This window comes from Paenibacillus sp. J31R109, assembly GCF_059692055.1.
Map to the genome: position 1 here is coordinate 345,467 of NZ_JCAUAR010000001.1, position 16,591 is coordinate 362,057.

Sequence of the window (16,591 nt, forward strand, 5' to 3'; positions counted from 1 at the left end):
TAGTTTGGCTAGATAGAGAGGAATGACCTCCGTAATGAAAAATGAAGTGCAAATGAAAGGCAAATTTCATTACCGGCTGAGCGGATGGAAATACAATACGGGCTTAAGAATACTTTTATTTCTCATTTTAGGATTGATATTCTACGCCACTCTATATGAGAAGCTTGTTCCACAAGTTTATGATATTACCCTGGGTATGAAGAGTGAGAAGACGATCTATGCACCTGAGCAGATTGAGAACGCTGTCGCGACGGAGCAAGCCAAGGAAGATGCTGCGAAGCGCGTCCAGCCTGTATATAAGATCGTTAACCTCAAGAATGAAGTCATCAGTGATGCCATTTTTGATAAATTATCTCAGATCAATGCAGATGAAGAAGTGAAGTTCGATGATAAGGTGAGTATTTACCGTCGTGTCATTCCACAATTGATTAGTGACTTGACGAATGATGCCATCAAAACCCTGCGGAATAGTGGGCAATATAACGATTTGTTACTTGAACAAATTCAACTTGGCTTGTCGGATCAGAAATATCCGCTTCCTGAGGAAATTTATTTTAAACTGCCGCGGTTGACCAAGGAAGATCTCGCGGATATGCGTACTGTGACGAAAGATATTGTCACCAAGCTGATGATTGACGAAATCCTGGATGCAAAAACAGCCAGGGCTAAGGTTGCAGAAATGGTGAATACGTCTACGCTAGCGAAGAACACTTCCCGTGAAATGGTAACCGAGATTGCCAGAGCATTAATTACGCCGAATAAATTTTTTGATCAAAAAGGGACTGATGATGCCAAAGGGCAAGCCAGAGGCAATATGAAGACTGTTTATATTAATAAGAATGATGTGCTGGTCAAAGCCGGCGATGTCATTACAGAAGAAATATATACACGGTTGGAAAAGCTTAAACTGCTCAAGGATAAGGCGAATCATTTGCCGCAGTTGGGCCTTGTTATTCTGTGCGCGCTGTTATCATTTGTCATCTTTATGTTCGTTAGACAGAGTAACATGCAGGTCAAATACAATAATTCGCAGCTGGTTATGCTTGTTTTGATATTTTTAATGAATATCGCTGGCATGAAAATCATTTCACTCCTGCAAAATTTCGACTATCCATTTATTGGGTATTTGGCTCCAACTGCTCTTGGAAGTATCTTGATCGCGATCTTGTTGGATGCACCGCTTGCATTTATTTCATCGGTTTTATTCTCCATAATTGCGAGCATTATTTTTAATGCTGAGCACGATGCGCTATTCGATTTCCGATTTGGCTTAGTCAGCTTAGTTATTTGCTTTAGCGGCGTGTTTACGATTCAACGTGCTAGTCAACGTGCCACCATTTTAAAAGCGGGCCTCATGATCGCTTTCTTCTCCATGTTAACCATAACGGCGATGCTGTTGATGGAAGATCATTTTCAACAAAGAGAAGCATTGATGTCCCTGTCTTTTGCTACAGCTGGCGGACTAGTTACGGTCGTATTCGTCATTGGATTGCTTCCGTTTTTTGAAGCTTCCTTCGGGATTCTTTCTCCGCTTAAGCTTGTCGAGCTTTCAAATCCCAATCATCCCTTACTGCGTAAGCTGCTCACGGAGACACCGGGTACGTATCATCACAGTGTGATGGTAGGCAACTTGTCCGAAGCGGCGGCCGAATCCATAGGTGCAGACGGGTTGCTGTGCCGTGTAGGATCGTACTATCATGATATCGGTAAAACAAAGCGACCAAGTTACTTTATCGAAAATCAAACGAATATTGAAAATCCGCATGATCGGATTGATCCGAATTTAAGCAAGTCCATTATTATCGCGCACCCGCGTGATGGTGTTGATATGTTAAAGGATTTCAAAATGCCGAAACCGATTCGCGATATCGCCGAGCAGCATCATGGAACAACGCTCCTGCACTATTTCTATCATAAAGCGAAGAAACTAGCTGAAGAAGAGAACAGTGAGAAAGGGATACGTGAAGAAGATTTTCGATATCCAGGTCCTAAAGCGCAATCGAAAGAAGCGGCTATTGTGGGAATTGCAGACAGCGTAGAAGCGGCTGTACGTTCATTACGTAACCCTACGTTGGAACAGATTGATTCCATGGTAACCAAGATTATCAAATCACGTTTAGATGATGGTCAGTTCAACGAATGTGACCTCACGCTGAAAGAGCTTGATAAGATTGCGAAAACATTGAATGAAACCTTGCTAGGGATTTTTCATTCGCGTATAGAGTATCCAGGTGAAATCACGGCTAAGAAGCCAGGAGATAAGAAGGAGGGCAATTCCTAATGGCAAGTGTGGATTTAACGTTAGCATGGAGCAGTGAACAAGAAGAGAAGGAAATCACACCTGCGTTCATTGAGAAGCTTGAAGAACTTCTTAAACTTGCAGGTGAGATTGAAGGTATTACTGAAGGTGAGGTTGCTCTTACGTTTGTTGACGATGAGACGATCCAAGATCTGAATAAACAATACCGTAACTTAGACAAACCGACGGATGTTCTTTCTTTTGCAATGAGTGAATTTGGGGATGACGAGATTCAGATCAATTATGAAGATGACAGCGATGATTCCGAAGGTGAACTCCAAGAAGGTGAAACCGTATCGGAAGCGTTCATTGAGCCGCTTGGCGATATTATTATTTCCGTACCGCGTGCCATCGCGCAAGCGGAAGATTATGGTCACTCGGTAGAACGCGAGTTAGGTTTTTTGTTTGTACATGGCTTCCTACATCTTATTGGGTACGATCACCAGAATGAAGAGGAAGAAAAAGTGATGTTCGCTAAACAGGAGGACATTTTGCAGAGGGCAGGCTTGACGCGATAATGTCGAGCGGCTTCCGTAAATGGCGCAGAAGTTTTCGGTATGCCTATGAGGGAATTAAGTACGCACTAGATACGCAACGTAATATGAAATTCCATTTTTCCGTTGCGTTTCTTGTTTTACTAGCAGCGCTGTTCATCCATTTGTCCAAAACAGATATTTTATTTATCTTATTAGCGGTAACTCTCATGATTGTTACGGAATTAATTAATACGGCTGTGGAGAAAACGGTGGATCTGGCGATGCCAGACCGACATCCATTAGCCAAAATTGCGAAGGACGTCGCCGCGGCGTCCGTATTGGTGTCTGCCATGTTTGCAGTCGTTGTTGGGTTGGTTGTTTTCTATGAGCCCATCGATCAGCTGCTGCGACACGCGAGACTCCAAGAAACACCGTTATCTGCAGGTGCGATATGGATCTTAATTGCTCTTGTCATGCTGACGGTGATCGTTATTGAGACTCGCTTTTCAGATAAAGGGAAATTAGTGCGGCCTAGTTTATTAACAGCTATTGCATTTGCAATTGCTACAGTCATTTTGGTCATTGTGACCGAAACGATAGCTGCATTACTTGCTTATACGCTGTCTATTATTATCCTAATTGTGTTGTATGATAAAAAAACAAGGCCATTCCCAGCACTCTTTTTGGGGGCAATGATTGGTATTGTGGTGACGCTCCTCGCTTTTACCTGCTTAAACATGCTATAACTTAACTATTACTTACTATTTCTTATAAAAGGGTGGATGGCTATGAATCCGCAAGAACTCATTGATTTCGCTAAAGAAGCGATGAAACGAGCCTATACGCCTTATTCCAACTTTCAGGTCGGTGCCGCGTTATTGGACGCGAATGGAAACGTGCACCTAGGGTGCAACGTCGAGAATGCTGCCTATGGACCGACAAACTGTGCCGAGCGAACTGCGTTATTCCGCGCAATTGCCGATGGACATCCAAGAGGATCCTTCCAAGCAATCGCGGTAACTGGAGATACGGAAGGACCGATTTCGCCATGTGGCGTATGTCGACAAGTATTAATTGAACTGTGCGAACCGGAAATGCCTGTTTATTTGAGTAATCTCAAAGGAGCTTTCGTTGAGACGACGGTAGCTGCTTTATTGCCAGGCGCTTTTACAACAAAGGATTTGCACACAAATGGAGGATAAGTAGAAGTGGCCAAAAAAGAATTTAAGTCAGGGTTTGTCGCGATTATCGGACGGCCGAATGTCGGGAAATCAACACTAATGAACCAAATTATCGGACAAAAGATTGCGATTATGTCGGATAAGCCTCAAACGACTAGAAATAAGATCCATGGTGTGTATACCTCAGACAATGGACAGATTGTATTTCTAGATACACCAGGGATCCATAAACCTACGTCTAAACTTGGTGATTACATGAGTAAAGTTGCTCATGGCACACTTGGGGAAGTCGACGCAGTGTTATTCTTGGTCGATGTAGCAGACGGTATTGGTGGCGGAGACCGTTATATTATCGAGCAGTTGAAGCATATTGAAACTCCGGTTATTCTCGTGTTGAACAAAATTGACCTGGTACAGCCGGAAGCGCTGCTTGCGATTATTACAAATTACAAAGATTTGTATAATTTTGCTGAAATCGTACCTGTATCCGCGTTAAAAGGGAACAATGTGACAACACTTCTGGAGCAAATTATTCGCTATTTACCAGAAGGGCCTCAATATTACCCGGCGGATCAAATTACGGATCATCCGGAACAATTCGTATGCGCGGAGCTCGTTCGTGAGAAAATTTTGCATATGACACGGGAAGAAATTCCTCACTCCATTGCCGTGCAGATTGAAGATATGCGTGTTGAGCCAAACGGTGTCGTTCATATCTCGGCTGTCATATTCGTAGAGCGTGAGTCTCAAAAAGGTATCGTGATCGGGAAGCAAGGTGCGTTGTTGAAGGAAATCGGGAGACAAGCCCGTCGTGATATTGAAACACTTCTAGGTTCCAAAACGTTCTTAGAGTTATGGGTGAAAGTCAAGAAAGACTGGAGAAATCAAGACAGAGTTCTTCGTGATCTTGGTTTCCGTCACGAGTAAACAGAATTTCCTGAGAGTACCAGTTTTTACATCGCATAGTGAGGCGGTCAATGCACATCCTATGAACATCACGTTCGATGGGGAGGATGCTGAACATGAAAGATTTTTCGTGGACGTATTTTTCAAAGACCGGTGATGTGGACGCCTATCTGCTGTACAAACAAGTAACGGGAGAACCTGGCATGGATTCTGAAGTGGAAGATGAAGATTTAAGTAACGAAGAGCCGCTCGATGGTCTGAATAGGTGACAGCAAGGATTTGATTGCTTAGAGCGGCATTCATGGGGGAAGCTACTTGCTGCATAGCGTTCAAGGTATTGTCATTCGTAGCATGGACTACGGTGAAGGCAACAAGATCATTCGTTTATTCACCCCCGAGCTGGGGAAGGTTGGCGTAATGGCTCGTGGTGCGAAGAAACTGAAGAGCAAACATGGCGCCGTTACGCAGCTGTTTACGTACGGCGATTTTGTTTTTTTTAAACAAAGGGGTCAGATGGGATCTCTTAACGGTGCTGAAATCATTGAAGCCCATCATGCTCTGCGTGAAGACTTGCATAAGTCGGCTTATGCCTCTTATCTGGCCGAGATGACGGATCGCATGCTGGGTGATGAAGAAGGCAACAATTACTTGTTTGAGCAGCTGAAGGCTGGCTTAATGGCGATTGAAGACAATAAAGACATGCAGATCGTCACGCATCTCTATGAGATGAAGATGTTCGATTTAGCAGGTTACCTTCCTGTAACGGATGCTTGTGTGGCTTGCGGTGAAACGGATGGTATCACCGCATTCAGTCCGAATCTCGGCGGCACCATATGCCGGCGTTGTCGCTTCAAGGATGTCTCGGCGATTGCAATTGGTGAGGGGACTTATAAGCTGCTGAGACTTTTTCCGAGGATGGATATGAGAAGGTTAGGCGCGGTTCAAGTTAAGGCAGAGACGAAAGAGCAACTGAAGCAGTGTATGCGTGCCTACATGGATGTACATATTGGCGTACAATGGAAATCAAGAGGATTTATTGAGCAGATGGAGAAATACAATATTTAAGAGGCGCTGGTTCATTTGACATGCAATTCCTCCTTTGATATGATGTGGTGGAAAACACCTCGCCCTTGTGCTGACCGCATATCGGTGAGGTTTTTCTCATGCTGTCGTTCTGATCTGTTGTTCTTTACATACAAATGCTAGTGTAGGGTCTTGTCCCTGCTGAAAGGGGTTAGGAATATGGAACATCCACAACCTACTCGTGTTTACGTCGTTTCGGATTCTGTTGGTGAAACAGGAGAATCTGTCGTCCGGGCAGCTGCCATGCAATTTCATCCTGTGCCTGTGGAAATAGTGAGAGCCCCGTTTATTCATGATTTTGAAGGGATAGATAAAGTCATCAATGGGATTAGAACGCATGGCGGGATTGTTGTATTTACCCTGGTCATTCCAGAGCTCCGAGATGATTTGATTGCCAAAGCGAAGCAGTACGATATTCCTTTTATTGATTTGCTAGGCCCTGTAGTAACAACACTCGGAAACGCACTTCGCCAAGAGCCGCGCAGACAACCAGGTATGATTCATCCTTTGGATGAGGATTATTTCAAGAAAGTCGAGGCCGTCGAGTTTGCGGTCAAATATGATGATGGGCGCGATTTTAGCGGCATTCAAAAAGCGGATATTATTCTTCTAGGCGTATCCCGTACATCCAAAACACCGTTGTCCATGTATTTGGCACATAAAAGATTGAAAGTGGCCAACGTACCTTTGGTACCGGAAATGCAACCTCCAGCAGCTATTTATACCGTGCCCAAAGACAAGATAATTGGCTTGCGCATTGACCCTAATAAATTAAATGTCATTCGACAAGAACGGCTTCGAACACTTGGTCTTGCAGAAAATGCAACCTATGCGAATGTAGAACGTATTAAAATAGAACTGGATTTTGCTGATAAAATTATGAGTAAAATCGGTTGTGTGATCTTTGATGTATCCAACCGTGCTGTTGAAGAAACAGCCAGTCTAATCATGGATCACATCGAACATCGATCATAAGCTTTTATGTTCTGGCTTGCAGGATTTTTTGTAAGTCCATCGTATATAATAGTACGGTGAGATTTCTTAATAAAGGCAGGGGCTGACACTTGCACGCAAGAAATATTATTGTTGATGCCGATGCTTGTCCAGTAAAGTCGGAAATCGAGCAGGCGGGTAGACAGTTTGGTGTACAAGTTATACTCGTTGCTTCTTTCGATCATAAGATGAAGCAAAACCCCGGTGTAAAGGTAGTTCAAGTAGATCGGTCCGATCAATCTGTCGATTTATATATTGCCAATCAGATTCGGTCAGGTGATATTTTGGTAACACAAGACTTCGGACTCGCGGCATTAGGTCTCGCGAAGGGTTCGATTTGTTTGACGAATCGGGGGCAGGAATACACCGATAGTTCGATCGATTATCTGTTGGAACGCCGTCATGCTTCCGCCAAAATGCGAAGAAATGGCAAGCATACGAAAGGGCCAAAACCTTTTACAGAGATGGATCGTAAAAATTTTCTACATGGTTTGACAAATCTTTTAGAAAAATTGCAGGAAATCGAAAATAAGTAGCGAATAGTAATTAGTCGGAAAAGCGACCTGAATTGTAGGTGGATTAAAATGAAGTACGGACGCATACCTGAAGAGGTTATTGAGGCTGTACTGAAGCGCCATGATATCGTAGATGTCATCGGCAGGCACGTACATTTGAGCAAACAAGGGCATTATATGAAGGGGCTTTGTCCTTTCCACTCGGAGAAAAGTCCTTCGTTCACAGTCACGCCAGAGAAACAAATTTATCGTTGCTTTGGGTGTCAGGCAGGCGGGAACTTAATTCGATTCATTATGGAAATAGAGGGCCTGAGTTTTGCCGAAGCGATCACGAAGCTTGCAGAAGATGCGGATATCCCTATTACTTGGGAAGAAGTATCAGAGGAGCAGAATGAACAGCAGCAAGAAAAAGCGACCTTAATTAAAGCTTATGAGTTTGCCGCAAAGTTCTACCATTATGTTGTAGGAAATACCGAACAGGGCAAAGCAGCTAAAGGATATCTAACCTCCAGAGGCATCTCTGATAAGCTGATTGACACGTTCCAAATTGGTTATGCACCTGTCATGTGGGACACGCTCGTGCAGCAGTTACAGAAACGAGGGTTTGATTTAGCCCTTATGGAAAAAGGCGGATTGATTTCTGCCAAACATGAAGGTCATGGCTACGTGGACAAATTCCGCGAAAGGATCATGTTCCCTATTTGCGACTCTACAGGCAAAGTCATTGCATTTGCCGGAAGAGCGATGGGCGATGCACAGCCCAAATATTTAAATAGTCCCGAATCTGTGCTTTTTAATAAAAGCAGAACTTTGTATAATCTGCACCTCTCAAGGCCGAATATGAGAAAGCTTCAACAAGCCGTTATCTTTGAAGGGTATGTGGATTTGATCAAAGCTTGGGAAGCGGGCATCACGAATGGTGTTGCGACGATGGGAACAGCATTAACGAAAGAGCATGCTGCCTTATTGAACCGCAACGCGGATGAAATCGTCATTTGCTATGATGGAGATAATGCTGGACAATCCGCTGCTTATAAGAGCATCCCTTTGTTGGAAGAAGCGGGAAGCAGGGTCACGGTTGCGATGCTGCCAGATGGCAAAGATCCAGACGATTACGTTCGTCAATATGGGGTTGACCGATTCGCTCGGGAGATTATTGGAGCTTCCGTGCCATCGATGAAATATAAGCTCTTATATATTCGCAAAAATTTTAAATTGCACGAGGACGGTGACCGATTACGTTATCTGCAATCCGCTGTAAAGTTAATTAGTCAACTGCAATCTCCGATGGAACGCGAACATTATCTCAAACAGTTGGCTTCAGAGTTTCCGGATTCATCCTATGAAGCCATGAAGTTAGATCTCCATGAAATCTTATTGCAATCGGAAAAAAACCGACCAGATGGGGATAATAAACCAATTCTGTGGAATAATGTTATGAATAATGGGAGACCAGCGGAACGAACAAAGAAAAAATCGCCTACCTTACTGCCTGCCTATCATAATGCAGAACGTTTGATTTTGGCCGTAATGATGCATGATCGTGATGTATGTGCGCATGTTGAAGCGCAATTAGGCGACCAGTTTAATGTTGAAGCTCACGCAGTCTTAGCTGCTTATTTATATGCTTACTACGCTCAGTATTTAGAGCCCGATGCAAGCCGATACATTGCCATGCTGCAAGACGAACAGCTGGAGAGCTTGGCAAGCTCCATCGTTATGATGGGAGCAGGCCATGGAATGAACGAACAAGTGATTGACGACTATATTCGCCAAATTCGCAAAGTTCCAATGCAAGAAGAAGTTGAACGTAAGAAAGAAGAACAAGCTCGCGCAGTACGCGAGGGAGACCATCTTAAAGCTGCGCAAATTGCAATTGAAATTATTGCCCTAGAAAAACGGTTGAAGTCATCTTAGCTAAACTGGCATGACTAGGGAGGAGGGAGTCCGTACCATGGCGAATGATCAGCGTACAGAATTAGAGACAGAATTGACCCTGGACCAGGTGAAAGACCAACTTATAGAGCAGGGGAAAAAACGGTCCTCACTAACTTACAAGGATATCATGGAGAAATTAGCTCCCTTCGATCAGGATCCTGAACAAATCGATGAGTTCTTTGAACAACTTTCCGAGCAAGGTATTGACGTGGGGAACGAGTCGGATGAAGATTCGATGAATCCTGAAGAAAACGAGCGCGATGAATTTAACTTCGATGATGATCTGGCTTTGCCGCCGGGGATTAAAATTAATGATCCAGTTCGGATGTATTTGAAAGAAATTGGTCGCGTACCGCTTCTTTCTGCGGAAGACGAAGTGGGATTGGCCAAACGTATTGAAAATGGGGATGAAGAAGCGAAGCGTCGTCTTGCTGAAGCAAACCTTCGACTCGTTGTGAGTATTGCCAAACGCTATGTAGGTCGCGGCATGCTTTTCCTGGATTTGATTCAAGAAGGTAATATGGGTCTTATTAAGGCTGTTGAAAAGTTTGACCATACGAAGGGTTACAAATTCAGTACCTATGCGACTTGGTGGATTCGTCAAGCGATTACTCGCGCGATTGCAGATCAAGCGAGAACGATTCGGATTCCGGTACATATGGTCGAAACAATTAACAAATTAATTCGTGTTTCCCGTCAATTGCTGCAAGAATTGGGGCGCGAACCTACGCCAGAAGAAATTGCGAAAGAGATGGATTTAAGCACGGATAAAGTTCGTGAAATCATGAAAATTGCTCAAGAGCCTGTTTCCTTAGAAACGCCGATTGGTGAAGAAGATGATTCGCATTTAGGGGATTTTATCGAGGATCAAGAGGCACTAGCGCCAGCTGATGCAGCTGCGTACGAGCTTCTGAAGGAACAGCTTGAAGATGTTCTGGATACGTTAACTGAAAGAGAAGAGAATGTGCTTCGGTTGCGTTTCGGACTTGATGATGGACGTACAAGAACATTAGAAGAAGTAGGAAAAGTATTCGGAGTTACAAGGGAACGGATTCGTCAGATTGAAGCAAAAGCATTGCGGAAGTTAAGACATCCAAGCCGTAGTAAACGTTTGAAGGACTTTTTGGAATAAAATCGCTAGGAGTGGGCCCTGCCAAATTCGGCGGGGTCTTTTTTTGTGGTTTTCCACAGAATTGACTAAAATCTGAGCATTAAATCACCGATAAAGAAGCTAGGATGGTGAGCAAATAGATGGATGCTGAGAGAAGAAAAATTATTGTTAGAGAAATCGATCATTGGCGACGGAGCAAATTGCTTCCTGAGCATTATTGCGATTTTCTTATGAATTTGTATGTAGATGATATGACGCCTAAACCGAACTCACTTCTAGGTGTTTCGGCAACTGCAGTAACAAACAGTAATTGGAAAATATGGTTGTTGGGTTTAGCGGTTATTGCCGCTCTTTCCTTATCTGCTCTTAATTTTAACTCTTTTGGATTGCCAATGCAAATTGGTATTTCCGCACTTTTTGTCATGATTTGTTATGCTGGAGCCTACAGACAGTTTAGTCGTACGCCTGTTGTTTCATATGTCTTATGTGGTGTAGCATCTGTTGCCATATTATTATTAGGGCTACATATTATGGACCTGTCGGATGTTCAAAATTCGATTACGTATATTGGTTATTTAGCTTTTTGCAGTTGTATTTGGTTATTAAATGGTTTAGTTGCTCGCATGGCTATTTTTCAAATTTGTGGTTGGTTCGGGTTAGTTGGGACGTACAGTTGGTTGTTAATGCAAAAGCTGGAGCATCCATCTTGGTTTTCGCTTGAATTAAGTTGGATTCCATTGAGTGTAGTACTCATATGGATGGCGTGGCTTGCACATCATACGAATAAACAAGCGGCTAGCGTGCTCATGCTAGTAGGAGGCTTAGCTTGGTTTCTACCAGAAGCCATGACGTTTATTGTTGATAATGAACTGAGCGCACGCCTCATTCAAATTTCCTTTACAGCAAAATTAGTTTCAGTAGGCGCAGCATTATTTCTGCTGCGAAAAAAATGGGTAGAGTGGGTAATGTAGCATATGGTTAAATTATCGAAACGACTTCAAATGATCGCGGATCGAGTCCCAGTGGGTTCCAAGGTAGCTGACATTGGTTCTGATCATGCGTTATTGCCAACTTATTTGGCACAACAGGGAATTATTGTTGCTGCAGTGGCTGGGGAAGTGAATCCAGGTCCCTTCGAGGCTGCACAGAGACAAGTACTCGAAAGCGGACTATCTAAGATCATTCAAGTAAGATCTGGCGATGGACTTGCAGTTATTGAACCTGGCGAAGTGAATGTCATTACGATCGCTGGCATGGGTGGAAGCTTAATGGCGAGCATCCTGGAAGCAGGCAAATCTAAGCTTGCTGGTGTTGGGCAATTGATTTTGCAACCGAATGTCGGTGAGGAACATGTTCGTCGTTGGCTACTGCATAACGGTTGGAAGCTTGATTCCGAGACGATTCTTGAAGAAGATGGAAAGATCTATGAAATTTTGACAGCGTCACTTGCTGGCAGCGAAGAAATAGGCGCTTTAGACTTGCTGTATAAAGAGCGTTCTCTTCCTGACGGTGTTAATGTTTCAAGTGAGCGTTTGCAACAAATGGGGCCCTTTTTGATCAATGAAGCTCCAGAAGTTTGGTTTATCAAATGGGAAAGTGAACTGAAAAAGCTTGCCATGATTGTAGATCAACTGAAGTTATCAACTGCTGAAGCTTCCATAGCAAAGGCAGAGCAGGTCAGCCAAGAAATACGTGAAATAAAGGAGGTACTCGCTTGCTTGCAAAAGGTCAAACGGTAATTCAGCTATTCGAACAGCTGGCTCCAAAGCATTATGCGATGGCAGATGACAAAATTGGCTTGCAATTAGGCTCCCTTCAAAAAGACATTACCAAAGTACTTGTTGCACTAGATGTCACAGATGCAGTGGTTGATGAGGCAATTGAAGCGGGTGCCAACCTGATTATTGCGCATCATGCCATTATTTTCAGACCTCTCGCGCATCTTCAGACGGAAACGCCAGCAGGCCGTTTATATGAGAAATTAATCAAAAATGATATCGCTGTTTATATTGCCCATACGAACCTGGATGTGGCTGAAGGCGGTGTTAATGATTTACTGTCGGAGCAGCTTGGGTTAACAGATTTGACTCATCTAGAAGATGTGCATACGGAGAAGTTGCAGAAGCTTGTCGTCTTCGTGCCTGAGACTCATCATCAGGTCGTGCTGGATGCCCTTTTTAAGGCTGGAGCAGGGGGGATTGGCCAATACAGCTCCTGCAGCTTCAATATCCCCGGGACGGGGACGTTCCTGCCGCAGGAAGGGGCGAACCCGTTTATCGGGGAAGTTGGTAAGCTGGAACGCGTACAAGAGGTACGCGTAGAAACCATCGTAACCGCGAGCGTTCAGCGCAGAGCGGTTCAAGCGATGTTGAAGGCCCACCCCTACGAGGAGGTGGCCTATGACCTCTACCCGATGGATCTTAAGGGTAGAGTGTTCGGTCTGGGCCGCGTGGGCAAGCTGCCCGCGGCGATGACACTTCGCGAGCTCACGGAGCATGCGAAGGTTGTGTTCGACGTGCCGACGGTCCGCGTCGTCGGCGATCTAGCACGGCCCATCCGCAAGGTGGCCGTGCTGGGGGGCTCTGGCGGCCGCTACATGCGGCACGCTATGTTTGCTGGCGCCGATGTGCTCGTCACCGGCGACATTGACTACCACACCGCACACGATGCGCTTGCGGCGGGGCTGGCTCTGCTCGACGTTGGGCACAACGTCGAGAAAATCATGAAGCGAGGTGTCGCAGATTACCTCGCTGCGCAGCTGGCTAAGACGGATACGCAAGTGATCGCATCCGCCATCAATACCGAACCTTTCCAATTCATCTAGGGCATGGTTTCTAAGGCCTCTGGAAAAGAAGGAAATGTTCAAGTGTTGTAATTCGAAGTCATACCTAGTATACTAGCCTATGCAATGGAAAGTTTGACAGACAATCGCTGGTTATGGGTAAGCCATAGCGAGAGGAAAGTCCGGGCTCCATAAGGCAGGGTGCTGGATAACGTCCAGTCAACGCGAGTTGAAGGATAGGGCCACAGAAATGGACCGCCGATGGCTTGAAATATAGCACAGGCAAGGGTGGAACCGTGGTGTAAGAGACCACGAGGTTCTATGGTGACATAGATCCTGGTAAACCCCACTTGGAGCAAGACCTAATGGAACGCTAGTTGCTTTCGAGGCAGCAGTCTTCGCCTGAGACGCGTTCGGGTTGGTCGCTTGAGCTGTGTAGCAATGCACGGCCTAGATAGATGATTGTCGCTTCAATAGTGGCAGGGGAGCAGACGCCCGTTATGACCACTGGAAGTACAGAACCCGGCTTACGGCAAACTTTCCAAACAGTCGGTTACCCGCACAGCTTCGGCTTTGCGGGTATTTTATTTTAAGTAATGCAGAATGAAAAACCCTCCATTCCCACATATGGGATTGAAGGGTTTTTATATTTTTACTTCTCAAGCCCCAAGCTACCCGCATACTTTTTTGGAACCAAATGCAATTGTCGTGCTAAATCCTGTGGCCAGTAAGACATCGGAGCCGTCTCCTGCTTCGCCATTTGAATTGCTTTGACAACATCAATTAATCCATAACCAAAATATTTATCGTGGCCTTCATCACCTAAATCCATTGCTGACTGTCGCATGATTTCGTAAACGTCCGTATTTTTCAAGTTAGGGTTAGCGGAACGAATCAACGCGGCCAGTGCAGTTACATGCGGACTAGCCATAGAAGTGCCGGATAAAGCCGCATATTGGTTGTTGGGATACGTACTAGCAATTGTAACCCCAGGCGCAGTGACATCAATATAGTCGCCGTAATTGGAGAAGGGGGCTTTCTCATTATGTGAATCGCTGGCAGCCACCGCGAATACTTCAGGGTATGCAGCAGGGTATCCAGGCTGTTCTGTATTATCGTTCCCGCTTGCCGCAATTAGCGCAACGTCTCGATCATAAGCATACTGTATCGCATCATGAAGAAAGCCTGAATCTGCATAATTACCAAGGCTGAGATTCATAACTTTAGCCCCGTGATCCGTAGCCCAGATGATTCCTTGAGCAACCGAATACGTGCTGCCTGCTCCGGTCTGATCAAGCACTTTAACAGGCAAAACTTTATTAAACCAAGTCATTCCAGCAACACCAAGATTATTGTTTACTAAGGCGGCGATTACGCCAGTTACATGTGTACCATGTCCAACATCATCCTGTGGATTATCATTTCCGCTGATGACATTGTAGCCAGGAAGGAGTTGACCTTGCAGATCAGGATGTTTCAAATCAACGCCTGTATCTACAACGGCTACAATCACGTCATTGGCGCCGCGGTTTAATTGCCAGCCTTGAATGGTTTCGATCAAAGGCAGGTTCCATTGATAACGTTGATACAAATTATCATTTGGCATAAAACTCGAGGAGACAGGTGATTGATTCGTATCAGATTCGCTGTGACTCGTGTTTGAATCCGTCTCATCATGATCCCCAAAGTAATCATTGGTCATATAGAGAAAATGAGGCTCAACATAAGCGACATTCCATTTACTAAAATAGGTAATCAAAGACTTGGCATCCATACTATTTGTCCGGAATACATACGTATACCCGAGCTTTTGCGCGGAGATGGCATTAATTTCATTCTTAATTTGTTTGAGTTGAGCTTCGGATGGATCCGATTTGAAGCGTACCACCACTTCATTTTGTTGATAATGACTAGTTCCTTGGTTATCTTCGGGATGATCGACGACCTTTTCTTTTAGCGTATTGGTCTCGACTGCTTTAGTTTTCCAACGATTCTCATTGGGATATGGCTCAAGTCTTAAATTTTTCATTTGATGATCGGTCACATGCGCAAGCACGTCTTGATGAATGACCCCAATTAGCGAATCTTGGCCATTTGTTGATGGTGTTCCTTGAACGAAATAAACTTGCTGTCCAGCTCCAAATTTAGGCGACTGGTAATGCTTGCCGCCATCTACGGCAGATTTAGCTTCTTTCAAATAGGTTGCCGCTTGGTCTTTGTGCTCGGCAGGCAGTTCACCTGACTTGATGCCTTGTTCCCATGTTTGGCCACGTTTGGACCATACGAGTACCTCCATTTTCTCATGGTGATTCCGCATGTTTTTCAGTACATTGGTGACAGGCTCACCACTATCGATCTGACCGAGCATCGTCGTATAATCGATGGCACATTGACTTCTGCATAGTTCGTCTGTGAGTTTCACATCCTGTTCTAGCAGTGCAAGCTTAGACGATGTTTCATACTTGGCACTATAAACCTCAGGTCCTGGTTTAGTGCGTTGTGGAGTCTGTGAAGGGTACAGAAGAACCCCTAATCCAAGTACAACCGCAATGGTGGAGAGATAACGCCACATAATCATGCCCTCCTTTTATTTGTAGAAAAAGGCCAACTCGTAAATGAAAAACAAATCAACTACAAGTAGGTTTAGGCGAGCGGTAATCTTTTATACATGGTATCAGTTGTTTTACATATACCACTTCGCGATAATTTATGGTAGGATAGAAGTAGCGCAATTATAGGAGGTCTTCTTACATGGCTGTTTTTAATGTGAAAAATGTTTGTGATTCCACGCGTACTAAGCTCAAAGAAACGACGGCCAAAATGGAACTGTTTCTTAATCAACATTCGCTCTCACTGTTAAATGTGGAAAATGATCCAGCAATGGACGAGTTTTACCGCGGGTATTTACAGGACACTCGTCATCTTCTCGTATTTTGTGAAGTGGCTTATGAGAAATTGGGCGTTAGCTTAAGACGTCCTACTTTCAATGTTGATTTTTCCGAAAAAGTGCTCTATGAGGTATATCATACATGTGTTAATACCTTCTTCTATCCTAAGAATGAGTGCTATTCCGAAGACGGTCGCTACGCTTACACTGGACAAGATGCGATTCGTTTCCGCAAAAAACCTTCACGCGAAGTACGTGACTTAACTATCGAATTGTCTAAGGTATTTGAAGAGCTTAGGGAAGACCTGGCATACTATGAAACAGATTACATCACACAGCGCCGTATGCAAGGCGAAAAAGTGTAACACCAACTTAACAATGAAACCTACAAAGGGATGCGATCACCGCATCCCTTTTCAT

At 44.4% G+C, this 16,591-nt stretch carries 16 protein-coding genes and 1 other RNA gene; 16 read left to right on the forward strand and 1 reads right to left on the reverse strand.

Going from position 1 to position 16,591, the window contains the following annotated elements; translation table 11 throughout:
* Positions 1 to 34 precede the first annotated feature (34 nt).
* The 15 genes from AC58QT_RS01415 to rnpB all read left to right on the forward strand — a co-directional run bounded on the left by AC58QT_RS01415 (position 35) and on the right by rnpB (position 13,829).
* Complete coding sequence (locus AC58QT_RS01415) at positions 35 to 2,281, forward strand: HD family phosphohydrolase (protein WP_497407417.1); 2,247 nt, start codon at positions 35 to 37, stop codon at positions 2,279 to 2,281.
* An 8-nt stretch (positions 2,282 to 2,289) separates the two neighbouring features.
* The gene (gene ybeY / locus AC58QT_RS01420; RefSeq protein ID WP_497408074.1) at positions 2,290 to 2,817 is read left to right on the forward strand and encodes an rRNA maturation RNase YbeY; all 528 of its coding nucleotides are present in this window, start codon (positions 2,290 to 2,292) and stop codon (positions 2,815 to 2,817) included.
* Positions 2,817 to 3,521 (forward strand): diacylglycerol kinase, encoded by a 705-nt coding sequence (locus tag AC58QT_RS01425; protein ID WP_310226927.1) that lies wholly within the window; start codon positions 2,817 to 2,819, stop codon positions 3,519 to 3,521. Before ybeY ends, AC58QT_RS01425 begins: the two co-directional genes overlap by 1 nt.
* A 42-nt stretch (positions 3,522 to 3,563) precedes the next feature.
* Positions 3,564 to 3,977, forward strand: a complete 414-nt coding sequence (gene cdd / locus AC58QT_RS01430) for a cytidine deaminase (protein WP_497287779.1) — start codon at positions 3,564 to 3,566, stop codon at positions 3,975 to 3,977.
* A gap of 6 nt (positions 3,978 to 3,983) precedes the next feature.
* Positions 3,984 to 4,883 (forward strand): GTPase Era, encoded by a 900-nt coding sequence (era, locus tag AC58QT_RS01435; RefSeq protein ID WP_497263897.1) that lies wholly within the window; start codon positions 3,984 to 3,986, stop codon positions 4,881 to 4,883.
* A gap of 95 nt (positions 4,884 to 4,978) precedes the next feature.
* Positions 4,979 to 5,131 (forward strand): YqzL family protein, encoded by a 153-nt coding sequence (locus AC58QT_RS01440; protein ID WP_497407418.1) that lies wholly within the window; start codon positions 4,979 to 4,981, stop codon positions 5,129 to 5,131.
* A gap of 46 nt (positions 5,132 to 5,177) precedes the next feature.
* Positions 5,178 to 5,927 (forward strand): DNA repair protein RecO, encoded by a 750-nt coding sequence (recO, locus tag AC58QT_RS01445; protein WP_497407419.1) that lies wholly within the window; start codon positions 5,178 to 5,180, stop codon positions 5,925 to 5,927.
* 177 nt (positions 5,928 to 6,104) lie between these two features.
* Positions 6,105 to 6,920, forward strand: coding sequence for a pyruvate, water dikinase regulatory protein (locus AC58QT_RS01450; RefSeq protein ID WP_497287776.1), 816 nt, complete (start codon positions 6,105 to 6,107; stop codon positions 6,918 to 6,920).
* Positions 6,921 to 7,009: 89 nt separating this feature from the next.
* Positions 7,010 to 7,474 carry a YaiI/YqxD family protein gene (locus AC58QT_RS01455; protein ID WP_310226938.1) on the forward strand — a complete coding sequence of 155 codons (465 nt, stop codon included), beginning with the start codon at positions 7,010 to 7,012 and terminating at the stop codon, positions 7,472 to 7,474.
* Between the two features lie 48 nt (positions 7,475 to 7,522).
* Positions 7,523 to 9,370 (forward strand): DNA primase, encoded by a 1,848-nt coding sequence (gene dnaG / locus AC58QT_RS01460; protein ID WP_497407420.1) that lies wholly within the window; start codon positions 7,523 to 7,525, stop codon positions 9,368 to 9,370.
* Positions 9,371 to 9,407: 37 nt separating this feature from the next.
* Positions 9,408 to 10,523 (forward strand): RNA polymerase sigma factor RpoD, encoded by a 1,116-nt coding sequence (rpoD, locus tag AC58QT_RS01465; protein ID WP_028558036.1) that lies wholly within the window; start codon positions 9,408 to 9,410, stop codon positions 10,521 to 10,523.
* Between the two features lie 119 nt (positions 10,524 to 10,642).
* Positions 10,643 to 11,473, forward strand: a complete 831-nt coding sequence (locus AC58QT_RS01470; RefSeq protein WP_497407421.1) for a hypothetical protein — start codon at positions 10,643 to 10,645, stop codon at positions 11,471 to 11,473.
* 3 nt (positions 11,474 to 11,476) lie between these two features.
* Positions 11,477 to 12,241 carry a tRNA (adenine(22)-N(1))-methyltransferase gene (locus tag AC58QT_RS01475; RefSeq protein ID WP_497407422.1) on the forward strand — a complete coding sequence of 255 codons (765 nt, stop codon included), beginning with the start codon at positions 11,477 to 11,479 and terminating at the stop codon, positions 12,239 to 12,241.
* On the forward strand, positions 12,217 to 13,326 hold the full coding sequence (locus tag AC58QT_RS01480; RefSeq protein ID WP_497407423.1) for a Nif3-like dinuclear metal center hexameric protein: 1,110 nt from the start codon (positions 12,217 to 12,219) through the stop codon (positions 13,324 to 13,326). The genes AC58QT_RS01475 and AC58QT_RS01480 overlap by 25 nt, the downstream gene beginning before the upstream one ends.
* 88 nt (positions 13,327 to 13,414) lie before the next feature.
* Positions 13,415 to 13,829: RNase P RNA component class A (gene rnpB / locus AC58QT_RS01485), an RNA gene on the forward strand.
* 107 nt (positions 13,830 to 13,936) lie between these two features.
* On the opposite strand, the gene AC58QT_RS01490 is transcribed toward rnpB, so the two are convergent.
* Positions 13,937 to 15,856: a S8 family peptidase gene (locus AC58QT_RS01490; RefSeq protein WP_497407424.1), complete on the reverse strand. Its 1,920-nt coding sequence runs from the start codon at positions 15,854 to 15,856 to the stop codon at positions 13,937 to 13,939.
* A gap of 179 nt (positions 15,857 to 16,035) precedes the next feature.
* On the opposite strand from AC58QT_RS01490, the gene AC58QT_RS01495 reads away from it, so the two are divergent.
* On the forward strand, positions 16,036 to 16,536 hold the full coding sequence (locus tag AC58QT_RS01495) for a YpuI family protein (RefSeq protein ID WP_028558040.1): 501 nt from the start codon (positions 16,036 to 16,038) through the stop codon (positions 16,534 to 16,536).
* Positions 16,537 to 16,591 lie beyond the last annotated feature (55 nt).